This is a genomic window from Rhizobium sp. 3T7, from assembly GCF_020166565.1.
Classification (GTDB): Bacteria; Pseudomonadota; Alphaproteobacteria; order Rhizobiales; family Rhizobiaceae; genus Rhizobium.
This window is the reverse complement of record NZ_JAIQXS010000007.1, coordinates 198,722-223,824: the sequence shown is the minus strand read 5'-3', so window position 1 is coordinate 223,824 and position 25,103 is coordinate 198,722. Positions and strand designations below refer to the sequence as shown.

The following is a 25,103-nucleotide window of genomic DNA, read 5'->3' as shown; positions in this document are numbered from 1 at the left end:
GATGATCGGTAGAGTTGGGGTTACTTTCAATGCTGGTTCTTCGACGCTCAAGGTCGGCGTTTTCGGCATCGGCGCGGGGTATGCCAAACCAATCGGACGAGGCACCGTGGTGTCAGGCGAAGAGCCGCGATTGAAGTACCTTGCCGGAGACGAATTGCTTCAGGCCGACCTGCCCGTCGGCCGTATCGGTGAAGGATTGATTTCGTCCGTTCTCGATCACCTCCTCCCAACCGGTTGTGACGTCGGCTTTGTGGGCCATCGCGTCCTCCATGGCGGATCGATGTTCGACGGACCTGCTCTCTTGGGTGACGCCGTTCTCGCGCAGATCGAAAGCCTGGTACCGATCGCCCCTCTCCACCAACCTCAGGCGCTCGAGGTCATTCGCGCTGTCCGGACCTTGTATCCCTCTGTCGTGCAGACGGCTTCCTTCGACACAGCGTTTCATTCTTCGCAGTGCAGCCTGACTACGAGGTTTGCGATTCCCTGCGCCCTGCACGATGCCGGAATTCGGCGCTATGGGTTCCACGGCCTTTCATATAAGCACGTCGCCGCCCAACTCAGGAAGCTTGCCCCCGACACGGGTGGCGGTAGGGTGATCTGCGCGCATCTCGGAAGCGGCGCGAGCCTCTGCGGCATGGTCGACGGCGTCAGCATCGACACCAGCATGGGCTTTTCCGCTCTCGACGGGATTCCCATGGCGACGCGGCCAGGAGCGATCGACCCTGGCGTACTTATCCATTTGCTTAGGTCCGAACTCCACGACACCGACCAGTTGGAGAGCTTCCTTTATCACCGATGCGGCCTTCTCGGCGTCTCGGGAATTAGCGGTGACACCGAGTTCCTTCTCAAGGACTTCCGCCCTGCCGCCAAGGTAGCGCTTGATCTGTTCTGCTTCAGAATTGCAGGTGAGATCGGCCGTCTAGCGGTGTCGATAGGCGGCGTTGACGCGATCGTCTTCACCGCCGGCATTGGAGAACATCAGCCGGAAATCCGGAAAGGCATCGAACGTCACCTGGGCTGGATGGGAGTCTCGCTGAGCGAACCCGCTAACAAAGCGAATGCAACCGTCATCAGCGCGCGTGGCAGCAATATATCGGTCTTCGTCATTCCCACGGACGAAGAGCAGGTGATCGCCGACGAGGCGCTCGCCGTCATCAGCCAACACAGAATGTGAGGAGTCCCCACCATGGCTGCCAATGGCACGACGCTTGCCGCGTCAGAACTCCGTCTTATCGACCGCTACTGGCGGGCGGCCAACTACCTCTCTGTCGGGCAGATCTACCTGATGGACAATCCGCTATTGCGGGAGCCACTCAAGCCGGAGCACATCAAACCGCGGCTTCTCGGTCACTGGGGAACGACGCCCGGACTGAACTTTATTTACGCCCACCTCAACCGCATCATCAAGGCGCGTGACATCGACGTGCTCTATGTCTGCGGGCCCGGCCATGGCGGCCCTGGCATGGTGGCCAACACGTATCTGGAGGGCACGTACAGCGAACTCTACCCCGAGGTCACGCAAAGTGCCTCGGGTATGCGCAAGTTGTTCAAGCAATTCTCGTTCCCAGGCGGCATACCAAGCCATGCCGCACCCGAGACGCCGGGATCGATTCATGAAGGAGGTGAACTCGGCTACGCACTCGTCCACGCTTTTGGGGCCGCGTTCGACAATCCTGATCTCGTCGTCGCCTGCGTGATCGGCGACGGGGAAGCAGAAACCGGACCTCTGGCCGCAGCGTGGCACTCGACCAAGTTCCTCAATCCGGCCCGCGACGGCGCGGTCCTGCCCATTCTTCACCTCAACGGCTACAAGATCGCTAATCCGACGATACTTGCACGAACGAGCGACGGCGATCTGAAAAGCCTCTTTTGGGGATTGGGCTACCAGCCGATTTTCGTGGAAGGACATGAGCCAGTCGAAATGCATCGGAAAATGGCACTAGCTTTCGACGAGGCTTTTGAACTCATTACTGGTTTGCAGACAATGGCGCGCGAAGGCGTTGAATTTTCCGGAGTTCCACGCTGGCCATTGATCGTACTGCGGAGCCCAAAAGGATGGACGGGCCCGAAGGAGGTGGACGGCAAGAAGGTTGAAGGGTTCTGGCGAGCCCATCAGGTGCCGGTTGCAAACTGCCGAGGCGACGACGGCCATCGAAAGATACTGGAAGACTGGATGCGCAGCTATCATCCCGAAGAACTCTTCGATGCCGAAGGTCGCCTGAGGCCGGAGCTACAAGCGCTCGCGCCGACGGGCGACAAGAGAATGGGTGCTACGCCCTTTGGGAACGGCGGCCGCCTCCGCCAGAAACTGGTCGTTCCAAAAATCGAAGATTACGCCATCGACATCGAGGAGCGCGGCTCCAAGCAAGTCCAGTCGACAGAGATCTTTGGGATGTATCTGCGCGACGTCCTGAAGCTGAACGCGGGTGCGAGGAACTTCCGGATTTTCGGTCCGGACGAAACGGAGTCCAATCGGCTGGGAAGCGTCTTCGAAGAAACCAACAGGGTGTGGATGCAAATGATCGAGGACTATGACGTCCATCTTGCTCAAGACGGTCGTGTCATGGAGATCCTCAGCGAGCACCTGTGCCAGGGATGGCTTGAAGGCTATCTCCTGACAGGACGCCATGGGCTCTTTTCCTGCTACGAGGCCTTCATCCACATCATCGACTCGATGTTCAACCAGCATGCCAAGTGGTTGAAGGTCTCACGAGAACTAGCCTGGCGGAAGCCGATCTCGTCGCTAAACTACCTTCTGACCTCCCATGTCTGGCGACAGGATCATAACGGCTTCTCACATCAGGACCCCGGCTTCGCCGATCTGGTCGCCAATAAGAAGGCCGACATCGTCCGTATCTACCTACCACCGGATGCCAACACCTTGCTATGGGTCGGCGACCACTGCCTGAAGACTTACAATCGTATCAACGTAATCGTGGCGGGCAAGCAGCCGGAGTCTCAATATCTGACGATCGACGAGGCCATGAAGCATTGCGAGGCCGGCCTCGGCGTGTGGGATTGGGCGAGCTACGAAGACAATACGATCGCGCCAGACGTAGTGATGGCGTGCGCAGGCGATGTCCCCACAATGGAGACGCTCGCCGCGGTCATGCTTTTGCATGAAGCGATCCCGGAACTCAAGATCAGGACAGTCAATGTCGTTGACCTGCTGGCATTGCAAGATCCTGACCAGCATCCGCACGGAGTGGATCATCAGAGGTTTGACGAAATCTTCACGAAGGATAAGCCTGTCATCTTTGCCTATCATGGCTATCCCTACCTGATCCACCGTCTGACCTACCGGCGGACTAACCATAGCAACATCCATGTAAGAGGGTTCATGGAGGAAGGAACGACGACGACGCCGTTCGACATGACGGTCATGAATCAACTTGACCGATATCACCTTGCCCTGGAGGCGATCGCGCGGGTTCCGGGTCTGGCTGCGAAGGTGCCGGACGTGACTGAGCAGCTGAAGGCCAAGCTCGCCGAGCACGCCGCATTCATCAGGGAAAGCGGAGAGGACATGCCCGAAATCACTGGCTGGGGGTGGCGACGGGCGTGAGGAATGATGGTCTCGCCCCCCCTTGGCGAGTCAGGGAGATCAACGCCTAGAGCCGCGCTCCTTCGTAGTTTCCGGAGGGGCAGCGATCTCAGTCAGAGTCGCGTCGGTGCAGGCGTGGCAAAGCCCTTACGAATCGCCTGCCATGCAGTGCGGCCCATCCACTTGGGACTAACGCCGCGTCAGGAGCATTCAGCGTGAAGCCAATTGCATCCTTCGCGGGCTCCGATCCGAGCCGACAAAAACGGCCGTCTTAATGAATGACTTAGCGGTTGCCCGAACTCGTCGGTCGGTCCCTCGGCAAATGCTTCGAGCCGCTTGCAAGAGGCAGCCGCCTAGCGCAAGACGGAGATTTCCCGACGCTCTAATACGAAATCTCTGCGAGCAAGGATCTAGGTCGAATACATCAAAATCCTAATTTGAGACATCACTAAATATATTGTATGCTGCAGTTATCAGGGCTCATGCAAGATAGGCGATCGTTTAATCGTGATCACTGCAGCTCAGATGCGGGCTGCAAGGGCCCTCCTCGGCATCGATCAGCGCCAACTGGCTGAGCGGGCGGGAATTTCGGTTCCCACGGTCCAGCGTATGGAAGCGAGCGTCGACGTCGTTCGCGGCAACGTGGAGTCGCTGATGCGGTTGCTAGCCGCTTTGGAGAGTGCCGGGATCGAACTCATCAACGAGGGGGCTGCCAGTAATGACGGCGGACGAGGGGTCCGGCTGAAAACGAGGCCGCTCGAAAACAGGACAGGAACATCACCCGCCCCCAGTAGTAAGGCGAGGTCGCGTTCATGACATCGCTCGTTATCATCCTGTCATGCATTGCCATGTTTCTAGTGACGGGGGGGCTCGCGGTTTTGATGAGCCGGTCGCACCGGGCGACCCCGGCAATCTACTGTCTGAGCCTCCTTCTCTCGGCTATTGCTTTCGTGACCAGCCTGACGCATCTCGCGACATCTTTCGTTATCACGCCGACCCTCGTCCTTCCCATCGGCCTGCCGTGGCTCGGTGCTCATTTCCGGCTCGACGCGCTCTCGTCCTTCTTTCTCGTCGTGGCCAATCTCGGCTGTCTGCTTTCCAGCCTCTACGGTCTCGGTTACGGCCGGCACGAATACGCGCCGCACCGAGTGCTGCCGTTTTTTCCAGCCTTCATCGCCGGCATGAATCTGGTACTGCTGGCCGACGATGCGTTCACTTTCCTGATCTCGTGGGAATTCATGTCGCTCGCCTCGTGGGCACTGGTGATGGCGCATCACCGCAATGCCGACAATCGCAGGGCGGGTTATCTCTATATCGTCATGGCAAGCTTCGGGACGTTGGCTCTGCTGCTAGCCTTCGGCCTGCTTGCCGGACGCGCCGGCGCCTACGGTTTTGCCACCATGCGCGCGGCTGAACATGCACCGCTCACGGCAGGCCTGGTCCTGATTCTCCTGCTGCTTGGCGCCGGTTCCAAGGCGGGGCTCGTGCCCTTGCATGTCTGGCTGCCCCTGGCCCATCCCGCCGCACCGAGCCACGTCTCGGCGCTGATGAGCGGCGTCATGACGAAAATCGCGACATACGGCTTCATCCGCGTAACCTTCGATCTCCTCGGAGCGCCGATGTGGTGGTCGGGGCTGATCGTCCTGCTGCTGGGCGCAGTGACGGCGGCGCTCGGCATCCTACATGCCTTGATGGAACGTGACCTCAAACGCCTGCTCGCCTACAGCACGATCGAGAATATCGGCGTCATTTTTGTCAGCCTCGGGCTGGCACTGGCGTTCAAGGCAAACGGCATGGGCCTGGCGGCGGCGCTGGCTCTGACTGCGGCCTTGTTCCACGTCTTCAACCATTCGCTCTTCAAGAGCCTCCTGTTCTTCGGCGCGGGTGCCGTCCTGACGGCAACCGGCGAGCGGGACATGGAGAAGCTCGGCGGCCTCATCCATCGCATGCCCGTCACCAGCTTCGCCTTCCTTGTCGGCTGCGTTGCGATTTCCGCCTTGCCGCCGTTCAATGGATTCGCCTCCGAATGGCTGGCCTTCCAGGCGATATTGCAAAGCCCCGATCTGCCGCAATGGGCGCTGAAGATCGCCGTGCCCGCCGTGGGCGGCCTGCTGGCCCTGTCGGCTGCGCTCGCGGCCGCCTGCTTCATCAAGGTCTTCGGCATCACGTTTCTCGGCCGTCCCCGGACCCCTGCGGCGAGCGAGGTCCCGGAAGTGGATCGTTTCTCACTTGGCGCCATGTGTGTGCTCGCGGGTCTATGCCTGCTTGCCGGCATCCTGCCAGGAATCGTCATCGACGGTGCGTCGCCCGTAGTGTCTTCCTTGGTGGGCGATCGGATGCCAGTGCAAATGGACATCCCGTGGCTGTCGATCGTACCGATCGCTGAAAGCCGCAGTTCCTATAACGGCCTGCTGATCTTCCTCTTCATCACCGTCTCGGCCTCTGCGACGATCTTTGTCCTCCATCGCTACGCCTCGCGGGCGCTTCGTCGTTCTGCTGCCTGGGACTGCGGTTTTCCTGAAAGCAGCCCCTCGACACAATATACGGCGGGCAGTTTTGCCCAGCCCGTCAGGCGCGTATTCGGCACACTCGCCATGCGTGCCCGCGAGCGGGTCGACATGCCGGCCCCCGGCGATCTCAGGCCGGCCGCCTTCTCCGTCGAGCAACACGACCTGGTCTGGGAAGGGCTCTATTTGCCGATTGCGGGCGCCGTCGGGTTTGCCGCCGAGAAGCTCAACCGCCTGCAATTCCTCTCGATCCGGCGCTATCTGAGCTTGGTCTTCCTTGCGCTTGTTCTCCTGCTTCTGGTGCTGGCGCTATGGTCATGATCTCCGCTCTTCTCGTTCAGGCTTGCCAAATGGCACTTGTCGTGCTGCTCGCGCCGCTGCTGACGGGTCTCATCCGCAAGGTCAAGGCGAGGCTGCTGCGCCAGCAGGGCCCTTCCCTGATCCAGCCTTATCGCGATCTCCTTCGGCTGTTTCGCAAGGAGGCCGTAGTTGCGGAGAACGCCTCCTGGCTGTTCAGGGTGGCACCTTACCTGATCTTCGCCTCGACCTGGGTGGCGGCCGCCGTTATCCCGACATTCGCGACTGGCCTGATCTTCAGTTGGACGGCCGACCTGATCGCGATCATCGCCCTTCTGGGCAGCGCGCGGTTCTTCCTGGCGCTGGCCGGCATGGATGTCGGCACCAGCTTCGGGGGCATCGGTTCAAGCCGCGAGGCGATGATCGCGACGCTTGCCGAACCTTCGATGCTGCTCATCATCTTCGCCCTGGCCCTGGTTGCCGGCTCGACGCAGCTTTCGACGATCGCCGCATTCATGAGCTCACCTGCGGTGGGTTTGCGGGTTTCCCTTGCGATTGCACTCGTCGCCCTTGTCATGGTGGCGATTGCCGAGAACGCCCGGATTCCGGTCGACAATCCGGCGACCCATCTGGAACTTACCATGGTGCATGAGGCCATGGTGCTAGAATATTCCGGGCGTCATCTCGCGATGACCGAATTGGCAGCGTCCCTCAAGCTGCTCCTCTACATTTCGCTGATCGCGTCCATATTCGTGCCGTGGAAACTTGCGGCCGCCGAAGCGGGACCGGCCGCCTATCTGGCGGGATTCATCGCCTATCTCGCCAAGCTCGCGATCGCAGGCACGCTTCTTGCCCTGTTCGAAACCTCGGTTGCCAAGATGCGGGTTTTCCGCGTGCCGGAATTCCTGGGCGCAGCCCTCATGCTTGCCCTGCTTGCCACCCTCCTGCGGTTCGTTTCGAGGAGCCTGTGATGAATGGTCCGGCCTTCGACATCGCTCACATGCTGGCCGGCGGGCTGGTGCTGGTGAGCATGATGATGCTCTACCAGGATCGTCTCTACGCGCTGCTCAACATGTTCGCGCTGCACTCGCTGGTGCTGACGCTGTCGGTCGCCTGGCAGGCTTTCGTACAAGATGCGCCGCATCTCTACGTGACCGCGGCCATCGCCCTCATCTTCAAGGCCATCGTCATTCCGGTGGTGCTCCATCACATGATCCGCCAACTCGGCATCCATCGCGAGATCGAGACAGTCGTCGGGATCGGTCCCACCATGCTGGCCGGCATCGGGCTCGTTGCGCTTTCGATCGTGGTCATGCTGCGCGTCACGCCGCAGGCCGATCCGCTTGCCCGCGAAGATCTCGCCTTCGCCCTCTCTGTTCTGTTGCTCGGATTGCTGATCATGGTCACGCGCCGTAATGCTGTCAGCCAGGTCGTCGGCTTCATGTCACTCGAGAATGGGCTGGTGCTTGCCGCGACCGGCGCCAAGGGCATGCCGCTCGTCGTCGAGATCAGCGTGGCCTTCTCGATCCTAATCGCCTTCATCGTCATCGGCGTCTTCCTGTTTCGCATCCGGGAACGGTTCGATACCGTCGATGTCAAGGCGCTCGACGATTTTAGGGGGAGGAGCCGGAAGTGAGCGCGCCATCCCCTTTGCTCGCCTTCGATGCAGTGGCGGCGGTCCTGCTGATCCCGGTCGTGGCGGCGGCACTGCTGGCTCTTTTGCCCGGCTACAGGATCACGGCGCGGCTCAATGTGCTTGCAACCCTGCTGACGCTGCTCGCTGCCCTTTGCCTGTTCGTCACCGAACGGCCCGATCCGGGGCAATATCTGCTCGTCGACGATCTCAACATCGTCTTCATCGTCCTCAATGCCTTCGTCGGGTTCACCACCAGCATATTCAGCGCGAGCTATATAGCGCACGAACTGGATACGGGGCGGCTGACGCCGGCGAACCTGCGTTTCTATCATGCCATGTATCAGATCATGATGTTCGGCATGAACCTCGCCTTCGTCTCGAACAACATCGGGCTGATGTGGGTGGCGGTCGAGCTTGCAACGCTGACGACGGTGCTAATGGTCGGCATCTATCGCACACACGAGGCGCTGGAAGCTGCCTGGAAATATTTCATCCTCGGAAGCGTCGGCATCGCGTTTGCGCTCTTCGGCACCATTCTTGTCTATCTCGCCGCACAGCCCGTCGTCGGCGAAGGTTACGACGCCATGGTCTGGACCATCCTGGTCGAGCATGCCGCCGTCTTTGATCCGGCGCTTCTCAACGTCGCCTTCGTTTTTCTGTTGCTCGGCTATGGCACCAAGGTCGGCCTTGCACCGTTGCATGCCTGGCTGCCGGATGCGCATGCCGAGGGGCCGACGCCGATCTCGGCAGTGCTTTCCGGCCTCCTGCTGAACGTCGCGCTCTATGCCGTCCTCCGCTTCAAGATTCTGCTTTCCGCCAGTCCCGAAGCGATCGCCGCCGGGCCGCTGATGATGACGATGGGGCTCACGTCGCTGATCTTTGCGGCCTTCATGCTCTACCGCCGCCGCGACATCAAACGCCTGTTTGCCTATTCCTCGATCGAGCACATGGGCATCATCGTCTTCGCCTTTGGACTTGGTGGGCCGCTCGCCAATTTTGCCGGGCTGTTGCACATGGTCATGCACTCGCTCACCAAATCTGCGATCTTTTTCGCCGTCGGCCATGTTGCTCAGATCAAGGGAACCCAAAGACTTTCCGCCATCCGGGGCCTGACCGAGACGCATCCGGGTTTGGGCTGGGGATTGCTCGCCGGGGTCGTCGCCATTACCGGCCTGCCGCCAATGGGCATCTTCATGAGCGAGTTCCTGATCGTCAGCTCCACCTTCGCCACGCATCCGCTGCTCGCAATCCCGCTCGTTTTCGGGCTGCTGGTGGCATTCGGGGCCCTGCTTCTGCGGCTGACGGGGGTGGCCTTCGGCCAGCCGCGAGGCAGTTTCGCTCCGGGCGAGGCATCCTACGTCCCGATGTATGCGCATCTAGCGCTGGTTCTCGGCGCCGGGATCTACCTGCCGCCACCACTGGTCGCCTGGTTCCAGCATATCGCCAACCTTCTGCGATGATTGGGGAGAATGGGTATGCCGACGCTGAGCAATGTCATGAAGGCAAGCCATACCGCCCCGGCACACCAACCCTGGCCGCGCGTTGTTGTTGACGTGCCTGCCTGGATTTCCGTGGCCGAGGCGCTTCGGTGCGAGCATCTGATCCTGCTTGGCCTCTGGGGCGAGCGGGACGCCGTCCATATGGCCTTACTCGATGCGTCCGATGCCTCGGTCGGCGTCGTGAGCCTCAATGGGCTGCAGGGCACTTATCCCTCCATTGCAGGATATCATCCCCCGGCGCTTCGATTGGAGCGGACGATCCGCGATCTCACCGGCCTCGAACCGCAGGACCTGCCGGATACCCGGCCATGGCTCGACCACGGGCGCTGGGATATTCGCTTCCCGCTTGGGCAGGCGGTGTCTCGAGGTTCGGAGGCCGTGCCCTACGCGTTTCTGCAGGCGAAGGGAGAAAGCCTGCATCAGATTCCGGTTGGCCCCGTTCACGCCGGCATCATCGAACCGGGACATTTCCGGTTCACGGCCAATGGGGAGACTGTCGTGCGCCTCGAAGAGCGACTGGGCTATGTGCACAAGGGAATCGAGACGCTGATCGCGGGTGCTGAACTCGGCAAGGCGGCTCAGCTTGCCGGCCGGACATCCGGAGACAGCACGGTTGCCTATGCCTACGCGTTCTCACGAGCCGTGGAAGCGGCGCTTGGGATGGAAATCCCCTCGCGTGCGGTCTGGCTGCGGGGGCTCATGGCCGAACTCGAACGGCTCGCCAACCATCTCGGCGATATCGGCGCCATCTGCAACGACGCGGCCTTCTCGCTGATGTTGGCCCATTGTGGTGTGTTGCGTGAGTGGGTGCTGCGGGCCGCAGACGTTGCCTTCGGACACCGACTCATGCGTGATCGCATCATCTGCGGCGGCGTTGCCGTCGATCTCGAAGGCAACGGCATTTCTGCCCTGCGCGCCTTGGTGGCGGAAATCCGTCGCAGGTTTCCCGCTTTGGTGGAGCTCTACGATAATACCGCGTCGCTGCAGGACCGGACGGTCGGGACTGGGCGCGTCGTTGCGGAGCTTGCCCGTCAATATGGCGCAGGCGGTTATGTCGGGCGCGCGTCCGGCCGCGATTTCGACGCGCGGCGCATCTTGCCCTATTCGCCCTATGACGAGCTTGCTTTCGACGTGCCGGTCTTCAGCGAAGGTGACGTGAATGCGCGCATCTGGATTCGCATTCGCGAGGTGGAGAACAGTCTGTCCCTGGTCGAGCAGATATTGGACCGGATCCCGGCAGGGCCAGTGCGGATCGAGGTCCCGGAAAACGCCGAGGCGCGGGAGGGCATGGCGGTCGTTGAAGGTTTTCGGGGCGACGTGCTGATCTGGCTACGGCTTTCCGGAAACAGGATAGAACGCTGCCATCTGCGCGATCCCTCGTGGTTCCAGTGGCCACTGCTGGAGGCCGCCATCGAGGGGAATATCGTCGCCGATTTCCCCCTCTGCAACAAATCGTTCAACTGCTCCTATTCCGGCCATGATCTTTGAAGGCAGGTCACCATGCGCAAGCTCCTTTTTGGAAGTCTGATCCGACCGCCGCTCACCGAACCGCCTCCAGGTGTCTCCGACGCCGCGATGGAGGAGCTCGCGACCTCGATCGACAAGGCTGCCCGCAGGCGGCTCGGTCACAGCCTGTCGATCCGCGCCGTCGATGCCGGATCCTGCAACGGCTGCGAACTCGAAATGCACGCACTCAGCAATGCCTTCTATGATGTCGAGCGTTTCGGTATCCGTTTCGTTGCATCCCCCCGGCATGCCGACGTCCTGATGGTGACGGGACCGGTGACCAGGAACATGGGCGAGGCACTGCTGCGGACCTATAATGCCACGCCCGGTCCCAAATGGGTGGTCGCGCTAGGCGGCTGCGCCCGCGACGGCGGCTGCTTTGCCGGCAGCTATGCAGTCCTCGGCGGAGTTTCGACGGTTGTGCCGGTGGACCTCCACATTCCAGGCTGCCCGCCTTCTCCGACGGCCATCCTCAAAGGCCTGCTCGCGCTGCTTGAGCAGGCGAACAAGGGAGGCCGCGTTTCGTGACGGCGATCTTTCAATGCTTCGACTTCTCAGTGCCGGACTGATCGCGATAGGAACTTGGCTCCAAGCAGCCTTGAGGTTCTTTTCGGCCATTCGACACTGGATCCTGCCGCCAATACCACGACGGCGACCGCGCCATGGGAAAAGAACCCACGACCAGACGGATTTGGTAACGCGCGCCGCAATCGAGGCGATCGAGAAAGTATTCGTCCGGGACTTCAAATGGTCCTTCCGCCGTTTGCAGGATACGAGCATCGGCATCGATGCACGAGCCGAAATCCTCGACGGCGGTTGGCCCACGGGCAGATTTCTGCCGCTGCAGATCAGGCTGATGCCGTCCCGAACGGACAACGGCGGCTACCGCCATCACGGAGAGAAGGGCCACTTGGACTACTGGAGGAAGCACGCATTGACCGTCTGCGTGATCCTGGCCGACCCAGAATCCGGGCTAATGCTGTGGCAACTTATCGAGACGGAGCGATGCGCGGAAACCGATGGCAAATGGGCGATCACCGTTCCGGCAGACAACACGCTGAATGCGTCCGCCAGGCTCTGTTTCGAAGAGGCCGTGCCTTCCAATCCAGAGTCCCTGATGCGCTTAGCCTTTGCGCTTGATCGGCAATTGATGGAGGATGTTCGGGACGAGATAACTTTGTTTGTATGGGACGAGTGGAGCGATGCAACTGCGATCTTCAGCAATCTGCGCATCTATTTCGGCGAAGGCCCGGAGGAAGAACCGGATGAGCAGATAGACTATCACCTGCGCGCCCACAGTCTCCATGAGGTCATGATCAAGCTCTTCCCCTGGGCAAGCTATTCATATGCCGAACCGATAGGGGAATATTCCGGGGGGCGTGCAGTGCATATCTTAGAGGTCGATCTCAGGCCCGAAGCCTACGCCTATCTCGATGCCGAAGAGTTTCTGGAGGCAGGTTATCCCGACGAGGAGGAACCCAATGCACCGGAGCCCGAAGGCTAGTCGAATCCGAAGGTTCCCTGCGCTTGGCGTTCTGTTGCAGCGCCACTGTATCGTAAGCGACGTGCCGCTCACACCATGCTGAAATCCTATGATCGATTCCCATGATCGCATCCATGACGGACGCAGCAACTGTGCGCCATTTGCGGTCATTGGCTGTCTGCGCTTTCTAAGGATGCGGTCCGACCCTTGTCCCAAACGTGCCGCTTCCCGCCAAGGAGTGGCCGGTCGGCTCAGGCCGATCACTCGTATCTGTTTGGCGGGAAGGCGGAACAATGACGGATCCTTCCGAACCGCCTTCTTGCCGTGACCGAAATTGAAATATCGCGTTCTGCGGACGCCGTTTCAGTTACTTTGTTGAGAGGGTGTGCACAGTTATCGTATAGCCAAATGGATCGACGAAGGCGAAATAGCGTCCGAACGGACCGTCCTTCGGCGGGAAAGCTATCCGCACGTCGCGCTCGCTAGCGGCCCCCCGAAGATGAGCCGAGGTACTCCTGATCCGAAGCCTGATGCCATATAGATGAAAGGATTCCCCCGTCGGGGCGTCTCATCAACGCGCTGCGATGCAATCGGCAACTTGGCCGTAGTGGGCGCAGCCGCCGCAATTAGTAGCTTTCGCATTGCAGGGCTCCAACATCAGGCTCCCATAAACCGTGCCGGACGGTGACCGGCTACGGCGTCATGAAGGCCTGAACCTCCTCAAGGACAACTTTGCCGTCCTTGTTGGCATCCACTCTGTCGAAGATCCGCTTATGGATAGCCGTCACCTCATCGAAGGAGAGGCCACCATCGCCGTTTGCGTCAGCAATGGCGAACATGATCTTCATCATCTGCCCGCGCATGGCCATCATCGCCATTCCGCTCATAGCGCCCGGCCCCATCATATCGGGTGACATCATACCCGCGCTATGGTTCATCATGCCCTGGCTCATGATGCCTTGGCCCATCATATCTGGCCCCATCCCAGGCATCATGCCCCACTGGCCAGGCTGCCCGCCTTGCCGAGGCATTCCTTGGATCCCGGAAGGTGGCATCGCCTGCGCGAGCGTCGGATTGGGATGATTCGGATCGACCGCGGTCGTTTGTGCGCCAGCGCCGACGGTGCTGGTGACAGCGACAAAAGTGGCAAGCGTGGCCGGACGCAGCAATGCAGTCATCATCATGGCATTCTCCTCTCGTCAGGACTCTTGTGGAACCGTTCGAGCTCAGCGATGGCTCCCGCCCGATTGCCAACAACGGACAGCTTGCATCATAGGCGAAGGACATCGCAGTGAATTTGCGCTGGATCAATTGTTCGGAGAAAGGCTCATGCAAATGTTCAATTCCAAGGCTGAGTGCAAGCGGACGCCGGGCGCGGACTAGGCAACCGATCACCAGCCTTCACCCTCAGTTGCAGATAGACGTTTACTCAACTTTCACGGTACTCCAGAGCTCCTCATTTGTGAATTCGGACGCCAAATGGGCATGGGCGCGGAAGCCGAATGGCGGCTAGATCTCAATCGTGTCCTCTGATGCAGTGCAAGGTTCAGTGACTGGCTCTCCGACCACAGTGAACGATCTGTCATGTGCTGACGTCTGAAATCGATGGGACCACAGCTAGATACCGAGAACTCACGTACGAGCTGCAGCTAGGGAGTTGACACCATAATATTATACATTATCATATATTATATACTGATTATCTCGAAGGAGCCGTTTATGAGAACGATCCGCATCAGCGACACCCTAATCATCGCGGATCAACCGACCGAAACAGATATCATAAACCTCCGCGACCAGGATTTCGACACACTCATAAATCTGCGACCTGACAACGAAGACCCAGACCAACCCGGCAGTCGCGTTGAACGAGCCACCGCAGAGCTTGCCGGCCTCCATTACTCTTTCATCCCGGTGTCCGTGGCGTCTATCACCGAAGCCGACGTTGAGGCTTTCGGCAAGGCGTTGGGGCAAACACATGGCGGTGTCCTTGCGCACTGCAAGACCGGGACGCGCGCAGCGATCCTCTATGTCTTGTCCAAGGCTCTGAAGGAAGAAATGACCGACAGGGAGATAAGGGCATTCGGTCAGTCCATCGGCATGGATCTAAGTCCCGCCAGCAAATGGCTAGCTCGACAACGCGACCGGAAACCGGTGGTGAAGGGGTTCTTCGATCCAAGAACATGGAGCGTTCAGTATGTCGTCTCCGACCCACAGACGCGCCAATGTGTCATCATCGATCCTGTGCTCGACTTCGACGAGAAATCAGGAGCGACATCAACCGAACACGCCCTCGAAATTCTCTCTTATATCGAAGCCAACGGACTGTCGGTTCAGTGGATTCTCGATACCCACCCGCATGCTGACCATTTCTCCGCCGCTCACTACCTTGCAGAACGCACAGGCGCACCGACGGCAATCGGCGAGAAGGTTGTCGATGTTCAAAGACTATGGAAGGACATTTACAACGTTCCGGACTTTCCGGCCGATGGTTCACAATGGAGCAAGCTGTTTGCCGATGGCGAGACATTCAGCGTTGGAAACATTCCCGGCAAGGTAATTTTCTCGCCAGGTCACACGTTGGCGTCCGTGACCTATGTCATCGGCGACGCTGCGTTTGTTCATGACACGATGTTCATGCCAGATAGCGGGACGGCACGAGCCGATTTTCCGGGGGGCGACGCCCATTTGCTGTGGCGCTCCATGCAAACAATCTTGGGATTGCCGGAACAGACACGCGTCTTCACCGGCCACGATTACCAGCCGGACGGTCGTGCGCCCCGGTGGGAAAGTACAGTAGGCGAACAGAAGGCGCTCAACCCACACCTCGCCGGTATGACGGAAGAACGCTTCGCCGAGATCCGCCAGAAGAGAGACCTTACTCTCCCAATGCCGAAGCTGATCTTGCCATCACTACAGGTCAACATTCGCGGCGGCAGGCTGCCTGAGCCTGAAGCTAACGGCACTCGCTACCTGAAGATACCTCTCGATTTTCTGGAAGGAGCCGCGCGGTGATCTCAATCAGCAACCAGAAACCTACCCGTGGCATGACCCTTGAAGCAATGGAGAACAAGGCCACGGAAGTTGCGGCTCTTCTCAAGACACTAGCACATCCCGCCCGTCTGATGCTCGTCTGCAGCCTGGTTGAAGGCGAGTTCTCCGTCAGCGAATTGGAGGAGAAGCTGGATATTCATCAGCCGAACCTCTCCCAGCAACTGAATGTTTTGAGAGATGCGGAGATCGTCGAGACGCGGCGCGAGGGAAAGCAAATCTTCTACCGCCTTACCGCACGAAAAGCCGCCCTGCTCGTCGGCTCGCTCTACACGATCTTCTGTGCCGAGGAGGCGCCGAATGAGTGAGTATCTCCTTTCACTTGTAGGTGGCGCGTTGATCGGTCTGTCGTCCGCAATGCTTCTCCTCCTGAACGGTCGCATCGCAGGTATAAGCGGCATCGTCGGGCGTCTGGCTCAAGGCGTGAACTGGCAAAGCAATGCTGCCTTCCTCGTTGGCCTTGCGCTCGGCCCAGTTGCTTACCTTACTGCCACCGGGAAGTGGCCCGAGATTTTCATCAGGGAGCCGTTGCCAGTGGTAATTGTCGCGGGGCTGCTGGTGGGGTTTGGGACGCGGATGGGATCGGGATGCACCAGCGGCCACGGTGTCGTAGGTCTTGCCCGCCTGTCGCCACGGTCATTGGCGGCAGTCGTCTGCTTTGTCACAGCAGGGATGCTGGCGATTACGATCCTTCGGAGACTCGGCGTATGAAAAATAACGCAATTCACACGATTGTCGCCCTTCTCTGTGGAACCGTATTTGGCATCGGATTGTCGATGTCCGGAATGTTGAATCCCGAACGGGTGCAGAATTTCCTCGATATCACCGGCCATTGGGACCCAAGCCTGGCATTCGTTCTGGGCGGTGCTGTCACTGTGGCGTTCGTGGGTGTGTCGATCGCGCGGCGGATGAGACGCCCGGTCTACGAAAAGGAGTTCTTTCTCCCCACAAGCAGGCAGATTGACGAGCGTTTGATCATCGGATCAACAATCTTCGGAATCGGCTGGGGCCTCGGCGGGTTCTGTCCCGGCCCCGCGATCGCTTCGCTTTCAGTCGGCCTGATGCCTAGCTTCGTATTCGTAAGCTTCATGGTTATCGGAATGGTTTTGCACGATCGTCTGTTTGCAGGGAAACGATCGTGACTGGCCAGACATTGTCGGCGATCCTCTCCGGCGGTCTAGTCGGCTTCACGCTCGGCTTAGTCGGCGGAGGGGGTTCGATACTCGCAACTCCCCTCCTCCTTTATGTGGTTGGCATCGCGCAGCCTCATGTCGCAATCGGCACGGGTGCTCTCGCCGTTTCGGCCAACGCCCTTGCAAACCTAACCAGCCATGCCCTCAAAGGACACGTGTGGTGGCGTTGCGCGGTGGTGTTCGCAATTGTCGGGGCAATTGGCGCGTTCGCCGGATCGAGCCTCGGCAAAGCCGTCGATGCAAACCATCTGCTTATCGTCTTCGGGGTGTTGATGCTGGCCGTCGGCGCTTTGATGTTTCGCCCGAAGCGGGTAGCGACAAATCGACCGAAGCCCGTTGATGCAAAAATATGCCTGCTAACCGGAGCCGTCGCCACTGTCGCTGGTGGCGCGTCAGGCTTCTTCGGTATAGGTGGCGGTTTCCTGATTGTGCCCGCCCTCATCTTTGCAACAGGCATGCCGATGATCAATGCGATCGGTTCGTCCCTGCTTGCAGTTGGCGTTTTCGGGCTTGCGACCGCCCTCAACTACGCGTGGTCCGGCTTGGTCGACTGGGGAGTGGCGGTCGACTTCATCGGCGGAGGTGTTTTAGGGGGCGTCGTTGGCATGCTCGCCGCAACCCGACTTTCGAAATACAAGACCGCTCTAACAAAGATGTTCGCCGGTCTGATATTCGCGGTTGCCTTCTATATTCTCTACCGCAGCGTCGTCGATTGACCCCGATCCGCGCCAGTAGCTGGGGACCTTCCACAGCGAGGCAAAGTCGATCTTCAGAGTCATCGGGATGATCATGAACCGAGCACGGCGGAGCTTTAGTGCGCTGAGGTAGCAACCGCCACCGGTTGCCGGTAGCCGGTGTGCCGCTCACACTTGGGCGGGATAATTCCGGCACTCGATATCAAATGCCACCAACTGTGGAGCGCTACTTGGACGCCGTCCTGTCTCGATGTTTCCTCATATCGAATGAACGCTCAGCTTAAACCTGATGTTGTATTTCTCTGAAATTTAGATGATGCTAATTTCGGGTGGATTAGCATGACTTGGAGCCAATGCAGACGCCAAGAAAGAAAGCCAAATACATCGGGGGGAAATATGAAAGTCACACGTCGCACCGTGTCGATCGGCAGCTTGGGTTTGCTTGCCGCTAGTTCGCTGTCACCAGCACACGCATTTGACGATCCCCTGCTTGATCCCTTCGAGGGGAAAACCGACTTCTGGCTGGCGGTCGACGCCTACGTCTACGGTTATCCGCTGGTAACGATGGAGATGACGCGGCGGGTGATTACCAACGTTGCCAAAGTCAAAGGCACCAAGGGGCCAATGGGCCAGATCATCAAGGTTCGCGAATATCCCGATTCGTCCTTCACCGACGTTACCGCACCCAATGCCGACACGCTCTACACTACCGCATTCATCGACGTCGGCAAGGAACCGTGGGTCTTTTCGATCCCGGACATGAAGGACCGGTACTTCCTGTTCCCGATGCTCGACGGATGGACGACTGTCTTCGAGGTGCCCGGAAAGAGGACCACCGGCGGCGGAGCGCAGACTTACGCGATCACCGGTCCGGGATGGCAAGGCAAACTGCCTGAGGGTGTTACCGAGCACAAGTCGCCGACGAGTATCGTCTGGATACTTGGGCGCATCTACTGCACCGGCACGCCGGAAGACTACAAGGCGGTTCACGCTGCGCAGGACCAGTGCAAGCTCGTGCCCCTCAGCAGCTACGGCAAGGAGTGGACACCACCGCCCGGTAAGATCGATCCCAAGATCGACATGAAGACGGCGGTCCGCGAGCAGGTCAACAGAATGGACGCTGTCGAGTACTTCACGCTTTTGAGCGAACTGTTGAAAACAAATCCGCCGACGGTTGCCGATGCCGAGATGGTCGAAAAGATGGCGGAAATCGGCATTGTCCCCGGAAAGGATTTCGACAAGAGCAAACTTGATGCGAATTTCGTCAAGCGTATTCCGGAGGTCGCCTTCGCGCGCATCATGCTGCACTTCAAGTTCAGCGATGGCGATATTAAGGATATTAATGGCTGGGGCTACACGACTAAAACGGGCATCTATGGCATCAACTATCTGCAGCGGGCACTGGTTACCGCGATCGGGCTTGGGGCGAACCGACCCGAGGATGCCATCTATCCGACATCGACCAAATCCAAGGACGGGCTACTTGCGCGCGCGTATGCGGGTTCCGACGACTATGTCCTCACGTTCCCTAAGGGACAGACGCCGCCGGTGAAGGGATTCTGGTCGATCACGATGTACAATGAAAAGTACTTCTTCGTCGCCAATCCGATCAACCGCTACTCCATCAGCGCTCGGCAGGACCTGAAGCCAAACGCGGACGGATCGATCAGCATCTATATCCAGAACAAATCCCCCGGCGTCGACAAGGAATCAAACTGGCTTCCGGCACCGAAAGGCAAGTTCATCCTAATGATGAGGCTCTACTGGCCGGACGACAGCCCGCCGTCGATTCTGGACGGTTCCTGGGTTATCCCACAGGTGAAAAAGGTCTGAAACTCGACACCAAAAAAGGGTGGCTTCGGATTCTCGGTTTGCCTTGTGTCCATCTTCGCATTGCGGACATCCCGGTGTCGGGGGCGCGATAGCGGTCAATGGTGGCATTTGCCACATAAGACCGGATAATTCCAGGGAAAGAGTTCATCGATCTGGCTCTGCTTGTGGCCGTTGACGATGGCGGCGAGCGTGGCGGTCAAGGGCGTGATCGCGCAAGAATTCCAAGATCACTTCTTTGTCTTGAGCGTTGGCCGAAATCCCCAAGGTGACGTAGACTAGCAAGATACGAATTCGAGGCACGCTCACATCTGAAGCCTGACTCAGTTCCGGGTGGAGTGAACCTGCGACAGGGGCGCTGAGGATGAGCGTCTCACGGCCCGACATCGCTCGACAGATCTTTGAGCCAGATCAATGATGTTAGCTACACAGACATTACCTTCAATCGATGAGCACCGTAACGCCGCCGCCCGGCCGTCATGACGGTCTTTCGCAAAAGGATGCTGAAGCCCGACTATTGCGCTTCGGTCCCAATTCTCTGCCTGCGGCACCGCCAGACAACATATTCCGCATCTTTATGCGCCAGTTCCTCAGTCCTCTAATCTATATCCTTCTTGCGGCAGCGATCGTCTCTTTGGCGCTGGAAGATGTCAGGGACGCCTTCTTCATCGGTGTGGTACTTATCTTGAACGGCATGATCGGCACGATCCAGGAGTATTCGGCCGGACGTGCTGCCGCAGCACTCAACCGCCTCCAGGAACCATTTTCAACCGTGGTCCGCGAAGGAGAAATCCGACAAGTTCCGGCGCGAGATCTTGTCCTGGACGATCTCGTACTCGTGGAGGCCGGCAGTCGCGTCCCCGCCGACATCGACATTATCGAAGCGCTCGACCTACGGTGCGACGAGTCACTTCTCACAGGTGAATCCCTTCCCGTCGCAAAGGAGGCGACAGATCCCCGAGAACGTCTTACGGATCCAAATCCGACCACTCGCGCATTCGCTGGTACGATGGTTACCCGCGGACGGGGGCGCGGCATCGTGTTCGCCACAGGAAGTTCGACCCGCATGGGGCAGATCGCCGTGGAAATTGCGAAGCGATCAAGCGCCCGTCCGCCACTAATGGTCCGGCTTGATCATTTCTCCAAAACGATCGCATGGGCGGTGGCCGGCACGATGGCGCTCCTTGTCGTTATCGGGCTGTTGCGGAGCATGAGCCTGCACGAACTGTTCATGATGTCGGTCGGACTTGCGGTCGCCGCCATTCCTGAGGGTCTTCCGGTGGCGATCTCCATAGCTCTGGCGATCGGCATGCGTCGCATGGCTAAAGCTCATGTCGTTGTACGCACCATGCCGGCGATCGAATCTCTGGGCTCGTGTACCATGATCGCCACCGACAAGACCGGAACGCTGACTAAGAACGAGCTCGCAGTGACGGACATCGTCCTGCCTGACGGAAAACAGGTCCCGACGATTGGCAGCAGCGCGATTGCGAGCACGCACGAGAAGGTGGCCAATTCTGAAACACTGTATGCACTCCTTCGCGCGGCGGCTCTCCCGAACGAGGGGAGATTGACCTTCAACGAGAATGATCTGAATGGCGAGGGAGACCAGGTCGACGTGGCCCTTCTCGTCGCGGCCCACCGAGGCGGCGTAACGCACGGGGAGATCCTCCGGTCCTACCCGGTGTTGGCCCGGATTCCGTATGAGCCAGACAAGAGGTACGCTGCTTCATTCCACCAAAGCGACAACGGCGTCCGTATATTCGCCAAAGGCGCGCCGGAGACCCTTATCGCTATGGCAGATCGCATGGACGTGGGTGGACGAGCGATCGCGATCGACCGTGGAGCACTTCTTCGGCAGAAGGAAGCGCTCACAGCAAAGGGATTGCGCGTGCTTGCCTTTGCCGATGGCGTAATCGCGGCGGAGCATGCTCCTCCGTATGGCGATCATCATCTCGTCGGTCTCGTCTTTTTGGGATTGGTCGGCATGCGAGATCCAATCAGGCCTGAGGTCCCCGATGCAATACGTGCCTGCCGAAGCGCAGGGATCGAGATCGTCATGATCACGGGTGACGATCCAACAACGGCGAGCGTAATCGCAACCGAAGCAGGCATGGACTTCGTGCCGGATGAGGTTGTGACAGGCCAAACAGTGCGCGCTGCCTGTGAACTAGGCGACGAGGGTCTCGACACGTTAACACGCAGCGCCCGCATCTACGCACGTGTCGAACCCGCGCAGAAACTTGCCATCGTCCGCTCGTTAGCACGAAATGGGCATTTCGTCGCGGTTACCGGCGACGGCATCAACGACGCGCCCGCCCTGAAGCATGCCCATGTTGGCATTGCCATGGGCCGCAAAGGTACTGACGTAGCCCGCGAAAGTGCCGGCATAATTCTGACTGATGATAACTTTGCATCGATCGTCGGAGGGATCCGTGAGGGGCGCGTCGCATATGCCAATATTCGTAAGGTGATTTTCATGGTGATATCCACGGGAATCGCCGAAATCGTTCTCTTCCTCCTGGCGATGTTACTTGGTCTACCAATGCCGCTTCTGCCAGTGCAGCTCCTGTGGTTGAATCTAGTCACCAATGGAATTCAGGACGTGGCCCTCGCTGCCGAAAAAGCGGAGGGCGACGAGCTATCCTATCCTCCGCGTGCGCCGTCCGAACCCATCTTGGATCCTCACATGATCCGTCGCGTCTGGCATTCGGCCTTGGTCATGGGGGCTGGGGGCATCGCATTCTTCTGGTGGCTGATCGCCAATGGCTCTAGCATAGACAGCGCTCGCAACCTGCTTCTTCTGCTCTTCGTCCTGTTCGAGAACGTCCAGACGTTCAACAGCCGTTCTGAACGCCATTCCGTTTTCAGGCAGAAGCTTCGGGCCAATCCTCTTCTGGTGATCGGCGTTCTAGCTTCACAAGCGCTGCATATTGGTGCGATGCATATCCCCGGTTTGAGCGACACGCTATGGATCTCCCCAGTTTCGCCCGGTGAGTGGGCTGTCGCACTCGCTCTAGCGTTAACGCTCCTCCTGGTTATGGAATGCGATAAGTGGTGGGACCGGCAAAAAACGGGAAAGTTGGAGACCGGTGACTTGGAGATCCAACTCGATTGACTATGACAATGCGCATCTTCAGCTCACTCGAGCGAAAGCGCGGCCAACAAGATCTAAAGCTGAGGTCCGGCGGTTGCAGTGACCGTGGAAACGTTCCGTCAGCCTTCGGCATTCATATCCAACGACAACACTCGCAAGGCGTGACGCTGCGGAGTGGGGCGTCGATTGAATAGTCTCAAAGCTAAAGGCGAAGGGGTGCCTCTCACCGCCCCCTCCCTTCCCTTGCAACCCCGACCAGCACGCCTGACCGGGGGCTGATCTTTTCCATTTTCATCGCAACCAAACGAACGCGACCGAACATGGCAAACCGCAAACCGCTGCTCGATTACCACCGTGGCACGGAATTCACTGACTGGCAGGGTGCGTTCGCAACTCGAGCGTTTTACCAGATCTCCCTTCCCTGGCTTTTTTCCTGCGGCGTCCCATCCCAAAGTGGACTTAGTCACGGCGCGCGATTTAGTTGCGCATATTCTTGACTGTAATCATCAAGTTAATTAGGTGCTTTCGGGACAGCCAGCGCGGGTTGCAAAAACCCGCGGTGCGCGCAAGCGATCAATAGGGGTTATTTGTAATGAAATTTCGAATAGGCGTGGCAGCCGCTCTGGCTCTTGCAGGGAACGGGACCGTACGCGCGCAAAGCGTTACTGAACTAAAACCCATCACTATCAAGGGGGACGCGACCTCGACGATTGGAGCGCTTCCGGAAGAGTATCCCGGCGGGCAGGTTGCGAAAGGTGCCCGTATCGGCGCATTGGGCGATCGAGACTTCATGGATATTCCCTTCAACGTCACAGCATTTACGTCGCAGAAAATAGAGGATCAGGGAGCACAAACCGTAGGCGAGGTCGTTGAGAGCGATCCCTCAGTGCGGAATACGCACTCGGCCGGTGGGATCTTGGATTCCTTCTACATCAGGGGTTTCCCGATCGCCGAAGGCAATTTCGGTGAAATCGCCTTTGACGGGATATACGGGATCGCGCCGACATATCGCGTCTTCACCGAATATGCTGAGCGGATCGAGGTGCTCAAGGGGCCGACGGCTTTCCTCTATGGTATCGCTCCCAACAGTGGAGTTGGCGGCACCATCAATATCGTTCCCAAACGCGCTCTCGGCACTGATCTGACCCGACTGACGACGGACTACGCTTCCGACATGCAGGGAGGTGCGCACCTCGACGTGTCTCGCCGGTTCGGCGACGAGCGACAATTCGGCATCCGGTTCAACGGCAGCCTTCACGGCGGCGACACACCGATCGACGACCAGACGCGCGATTTCTTTGTCGGCTCGCTGGCACTTGATTATCAGGGCGAGAATCTCCGAGCGACACTGGACGTCCTGGGCCAGCGTGAGACCTTTGACGCGCCGCAGCGCCCCTTCCTTCAGACGACTGGTCTCGTCGTACCGGATGCGCCGGACGGGTCCTTGAACGTGCAAGAGCCATGGGAATGGTCGAAAGTTACGGATCGTTCGGTCCTGGGCCGTGTCGAATACGATCTCACTGACGACGTGACCTGGTTTGGTGCCCTGGGCGGCGGCAACTCGCATGTTCGTCGCCTATTCGGCCTCCCGACGATCCTCAACTCCGCCGGCGACGTCAGCATTACGCCGCAGAACGCGATTTTCGACGTCGACAGGCTCACAGCGGAGACTGGCGTCCGAGCCAAGTTCGACACTGATCCTATCTCTCATACAGTGACCTTGCAGGCGAGCTACCTGAAGCAAGACCTTGACCGAGCGATCATCTCCGGACGGGCGCAGCTCAGCAACATGTATGACCCTGTTTCTCGTCCCCGGCAGTTCGTTGCCGATCCCAGCTCAGTACCGAAGGTTTCAGAGAGCATTCTGTCAGGTGTGGCTCTGTCCGATACATTGTCCATGCTGGATGATCGCCTGCAGTTCACAGTTGGAGGGCGTTTCCAGCAGATCGACTCGAAGAACTTCAATGCCACCGGAATGGTTACGACCTCATCCGACGAGAACGCTGTTACGCCTCTGGTGGGAGTCGTCGTCCGGCCATGGGATGCGGTTTCCTTCTACGCGAACTATGCCGAGGGTCTCAGCATCGGGGAGACGGCCCCCACAACTGCGATCAATGCTGGAGAAACGCTGGCGCCCTACAAGGCCACCCAATATGAAATCGGAACGAAGATTGATCTGGGACAGATCGCGATGACGGTCAGCGCCTTCCAGATCGAGAAGCCATTCGGGCAGCTGGAATCTGCCAGCGGCGGCTTGCTCTTCACAGCCGGCGGCGAGCAGCGCAATCGTGGCCTCGAGTTCAACGTCTTTGGCGAAGTGACCGACGATGTGAGGCTGCTTGGCGGACTGACGCTTATCGACGGCGAGCTCACGAAGACCTCATCTGCGGCAACCCGCGGAAACAGGCCGGTCGGCGTTCCGACGGTCCAGGCCAATATTGGTGCGGAATGGGACACCCCGTTCCTAGAGGGCCTGACCCTGACCGGCAACGTGATCCATACAAGCGAGCAGTATATCAACACCACTAACTCGCTGAAAATCCCGTCGTGGACACGCGTCGATCTCGGTGCTCGCTACAAGACGGAAATCGAGAACAGGCCAGTCACGTTCCGGGCGTCGGTCGAGAATGTCTTCAACAAGGATTATTGGTCCGGCGTCGCCAGCTTCAGCACGATCGCCCAAGGCGCCCCGCTGACGGTCAAGCTCTCAATGGCCACCGACTTCTAACCAGAGAGCCTTTACGAAGCCCAAGGCCGGATTCAAT

General features: G+C 59.0%; 19 protein-coding genes. 18 read left to right on the top strand and 1 reads right to left on the bottom strand.

The genetic code is table 11. The features are described from left to right. Positions 1 to 4: 4 nt before the first annotated feature. The 10 genes from K9B32_RS13205 to K9B32_RS13160 all read left to right on the top strand — a co-directional run bounded on the left by K9B32_RS13205 (position 5) and on the right by K9B32_RS13160 (position 12,493). Entirely contained in the window at positions 5 to 1,174 is a 1,170-nt protein-coding gene (locus K9B32_RS13205; protein WP_224562850.1) for an acetate/propionate family kinase, read from the top strand. 12 nt (positions 1,175 to 1,186) lie between these two features. Beyond that, on the top strand, positions 1,187 to 3,565 hold the full coding sequence (locus tag K9B32_RS13200) for a phosphoketolase (protein WP_224562717.1): 2,379 nt from the start codon (positions 1,187 to 1,189) through the stop codon (positions 3,563 to 3,565). Between the two features lie 486 nt (positions 3,566 to 4,051). After that, on the top strand, positions 4,052 to 4,360 hold the full coding sequence (locus K9B32_RS13195) for a helix-turn-helix domain-containing protein (protein ID WP_224562716.1): 309 nt from the start codon (positions 4,052 to 4,054) through the stop codon (positions 4,358 to 4,360). After that, positions 4,357 to 6,372 (top strand): hydrogenase 4 subunit B, encoded by a 2,016-nt coding sequence (hyfB, locus tag K9B32_RS13190; protein ID WP_224562715.1) that lies wholly within the window; start codon positions 4,357 to 4,359, stop codon positions 6,370 to 6,372. The genes K9B32_RS13195 and hyfB overlap by 4 nt, the downstream gene beginning before the upstream one ends. Next, a complete protein-coding gene (locus tag K9B32_RS13185) occupies positions 6,363 to 7,319 on the top strand; it encodes a respiratory chain complex I subunit 1 family protein (RefSeq protein WP_224562714.1) in 957 nt (318 codons plus the stop codon). The genes hyfB and K9B32_RS13185 overlap by 10 nt, the downstream gene beginning before the upstream one ends. Next, entirely contained in the window at positions 7,319 to 7,984 is a 666-nt protein-coding gene (locus K9B32_RS13180) for a hydrogenase-4 component E (RefSeq protein WP_224562712.1), read from the top strand. The genes K9B32_RS13185 and K9B32_RS13180 overlap by 1 nt, the downstream gene beginning before the upstream one ends. Next, entirely contained in the window at positions 7,981 to 9,444 is a 1,464-nt protein-coding gene (locus K9B32_RS13175; protein WP_224562710.1) for a hydrogenase 4 subunit F, read from the top strand. The genes K9B32_RS13180 and K9B32_RS13175 overlap by 4 nt, the downstream gene beginning before the upstream one ends. Before the next feature lie 15 nt (positions 9,445 to 9,459). Next, complete coding sequence (locus K9B32_RS13170) at positions 9,460 to 10,971, top strand: NADH-quinone oxidoreductase subunit C (protein WP_224562708.1); 1,512 nt, start codon at positions 9,460 to 9,462, stop codon at positions 10,969 to 10,971. A gap of 12 nt (positions 10,972 to 10,983) precedes the next feature. Beyond that, positions 10,984 to 11,517, top strand: coding sequence for an NADH-quinone oxidoreductase subunit B family protein (locus K9B32_RS13165; RefSeq protein ID WP_224562706.1), 534 nt, complete (start codon positions 10,984 to 10,986; stop codon positions 11,515 to 11,517). A 163-nt stretch (positions 11,518 to 11,680) separates the two neighbouring features. After that, positions 11,681 to 12,493, top strand: a complete 813-nt coding sequence (locus tag K9B32_RS13160) for a DUF4365 domain-containing protein (protein WP_224562703.1) — start codon at positions 11,681 to 11,683, stop codon at positions 12,491 to 12,493. A 671-nt stretch (positions 12,494 to 13,164) separates the two neighbouring features. On the opposite strand, the gene K9B32_RS13155 is transcribed toward K9B32_RS13160, so the two are convergent. After that, positions 13,165 to 13,656, bottom strand: a complete 492-nt coding sequence (locus tag K9B32_RS13155; protein WP_224562700.1) for an EF-hand domain-containing protein — start codon at positions 13,654 to 13,656, stop codon at positions 13,165 to 13,167. A gap of 535 nt (positions 13,657 to 14,191) precedes the next feature. Here K9B32_RS13155 and blh point away from each other — a divergent pair. The 8 genes from blh (at position 14,192) to K9B32_RS13110 (ending at position 25,066) form a co-directional block, all read left to right on the top strand. Next, a complete protein-coding gene (gene blh, locus K9B32_RS13150; protein WP_224562698.1) occupies positions 14,192 to 15,487 on the top strand; it encodes a bifunctional sulfur transferase/dioxygenase Blh in 1,296 nt (431 codons plus the stop codon). Between the two features lie 32 nt (positions 15,488 to 15,519). Then, positions 15,520 to 15,831: a sulfite-sensing transcriptional repressor BigR gene (gene bigR, locus K9B32_RS13145; protein ID WP_224562848.1), complete on the top strand. Its 312-nt coding sequence runs from the start codon at positions 15,520 to 15,522 to the stop codon at positions 15,829 to 15,831. Continuing rightward, complete coding sequence (locus K9B32_RS13140) at positions 15,824 to 16,234, top strand: YeeE/YedE family protein (protein ID WP_224562697.1); 411 nt, start codon at positions 15,824 to 15,826, stop codon at positions 16,232 to 16,234. Before bigR ends, K9B32_RS13140 begins: the two co-directional genes overlap by 8 nt. Further along, positions 16,231 to 16,665, top strand: coding sequence for a YeeE/YedE family protein (locus K9B32_RS13135; RefSeq protein ID WP_224562696.1), 435 nt, complete (start codon positions 16,231 to 16,233; stop codon positions 16,663 to 16,665). Before K9B32_RS13140 ends, K9B32_RS13135 begins: the two co-directional genes overlap by 4 nt. Beyond that, the gene (locus K9B32_RS13130; protein WP_224562695.1) at positions 16,662 to 17,432 is read left to right on the top strand and encodes a sulfite exporter TauE/SafE family protein; all 771 of its coding nucleotides are present in this window, start codon (positions 16,662 to 16,664) and stop codon (positions 17,430 to 17,432) included. Before K9B32_RS13135 ends, K9B32_RS13130 begins: the two co-directional genes overlap by 4 nt. A 375-nt stretch (positions 17,433 to 17,807) precedes the next feature. Continuing rightward, complete coding sequence (locus tag K9B32_RS13125; protein ID WP_224562694.1) at positions 17,808 to 19,244, top strand: DUF1254 domain-containing protein; 1,437 nt, start codon at positions 17,808 to 17,810, stop codon at positions 19,242 to 19,244. Between the two features lie 445 nt (positions 19,245 to 19,689). Continuing rightward, on the top strand, positions 19,690 to 22,359 hold the full coding sequence (locus tag K9B32_RS13115) for a cation-translocating P-type ATPase (RefSeq protein ID WP_224562693.1): 2,670 nt from the start codon (positions 19,690 to 19,692) through the stop codon (positions 22,357 to 22,359). A gap of 571 nt (positions 22,360 to 22,930) precedes the next feature. Continuing rightward, positions 22,931 to 25,066: a TonB-dependent receptor gene (locus K9B32_RS13110; RefSeq protein WP_224562692.1), complete on the top strand. Its 2,136-nt coding sequence runs from the start codon at positions 22,931 to 22,933 to the stop codon at positions 25,064 to 25,066. The last annotated feature ends 37 nt before the right edge of the window (positions 25,067 to 25,103 follow it).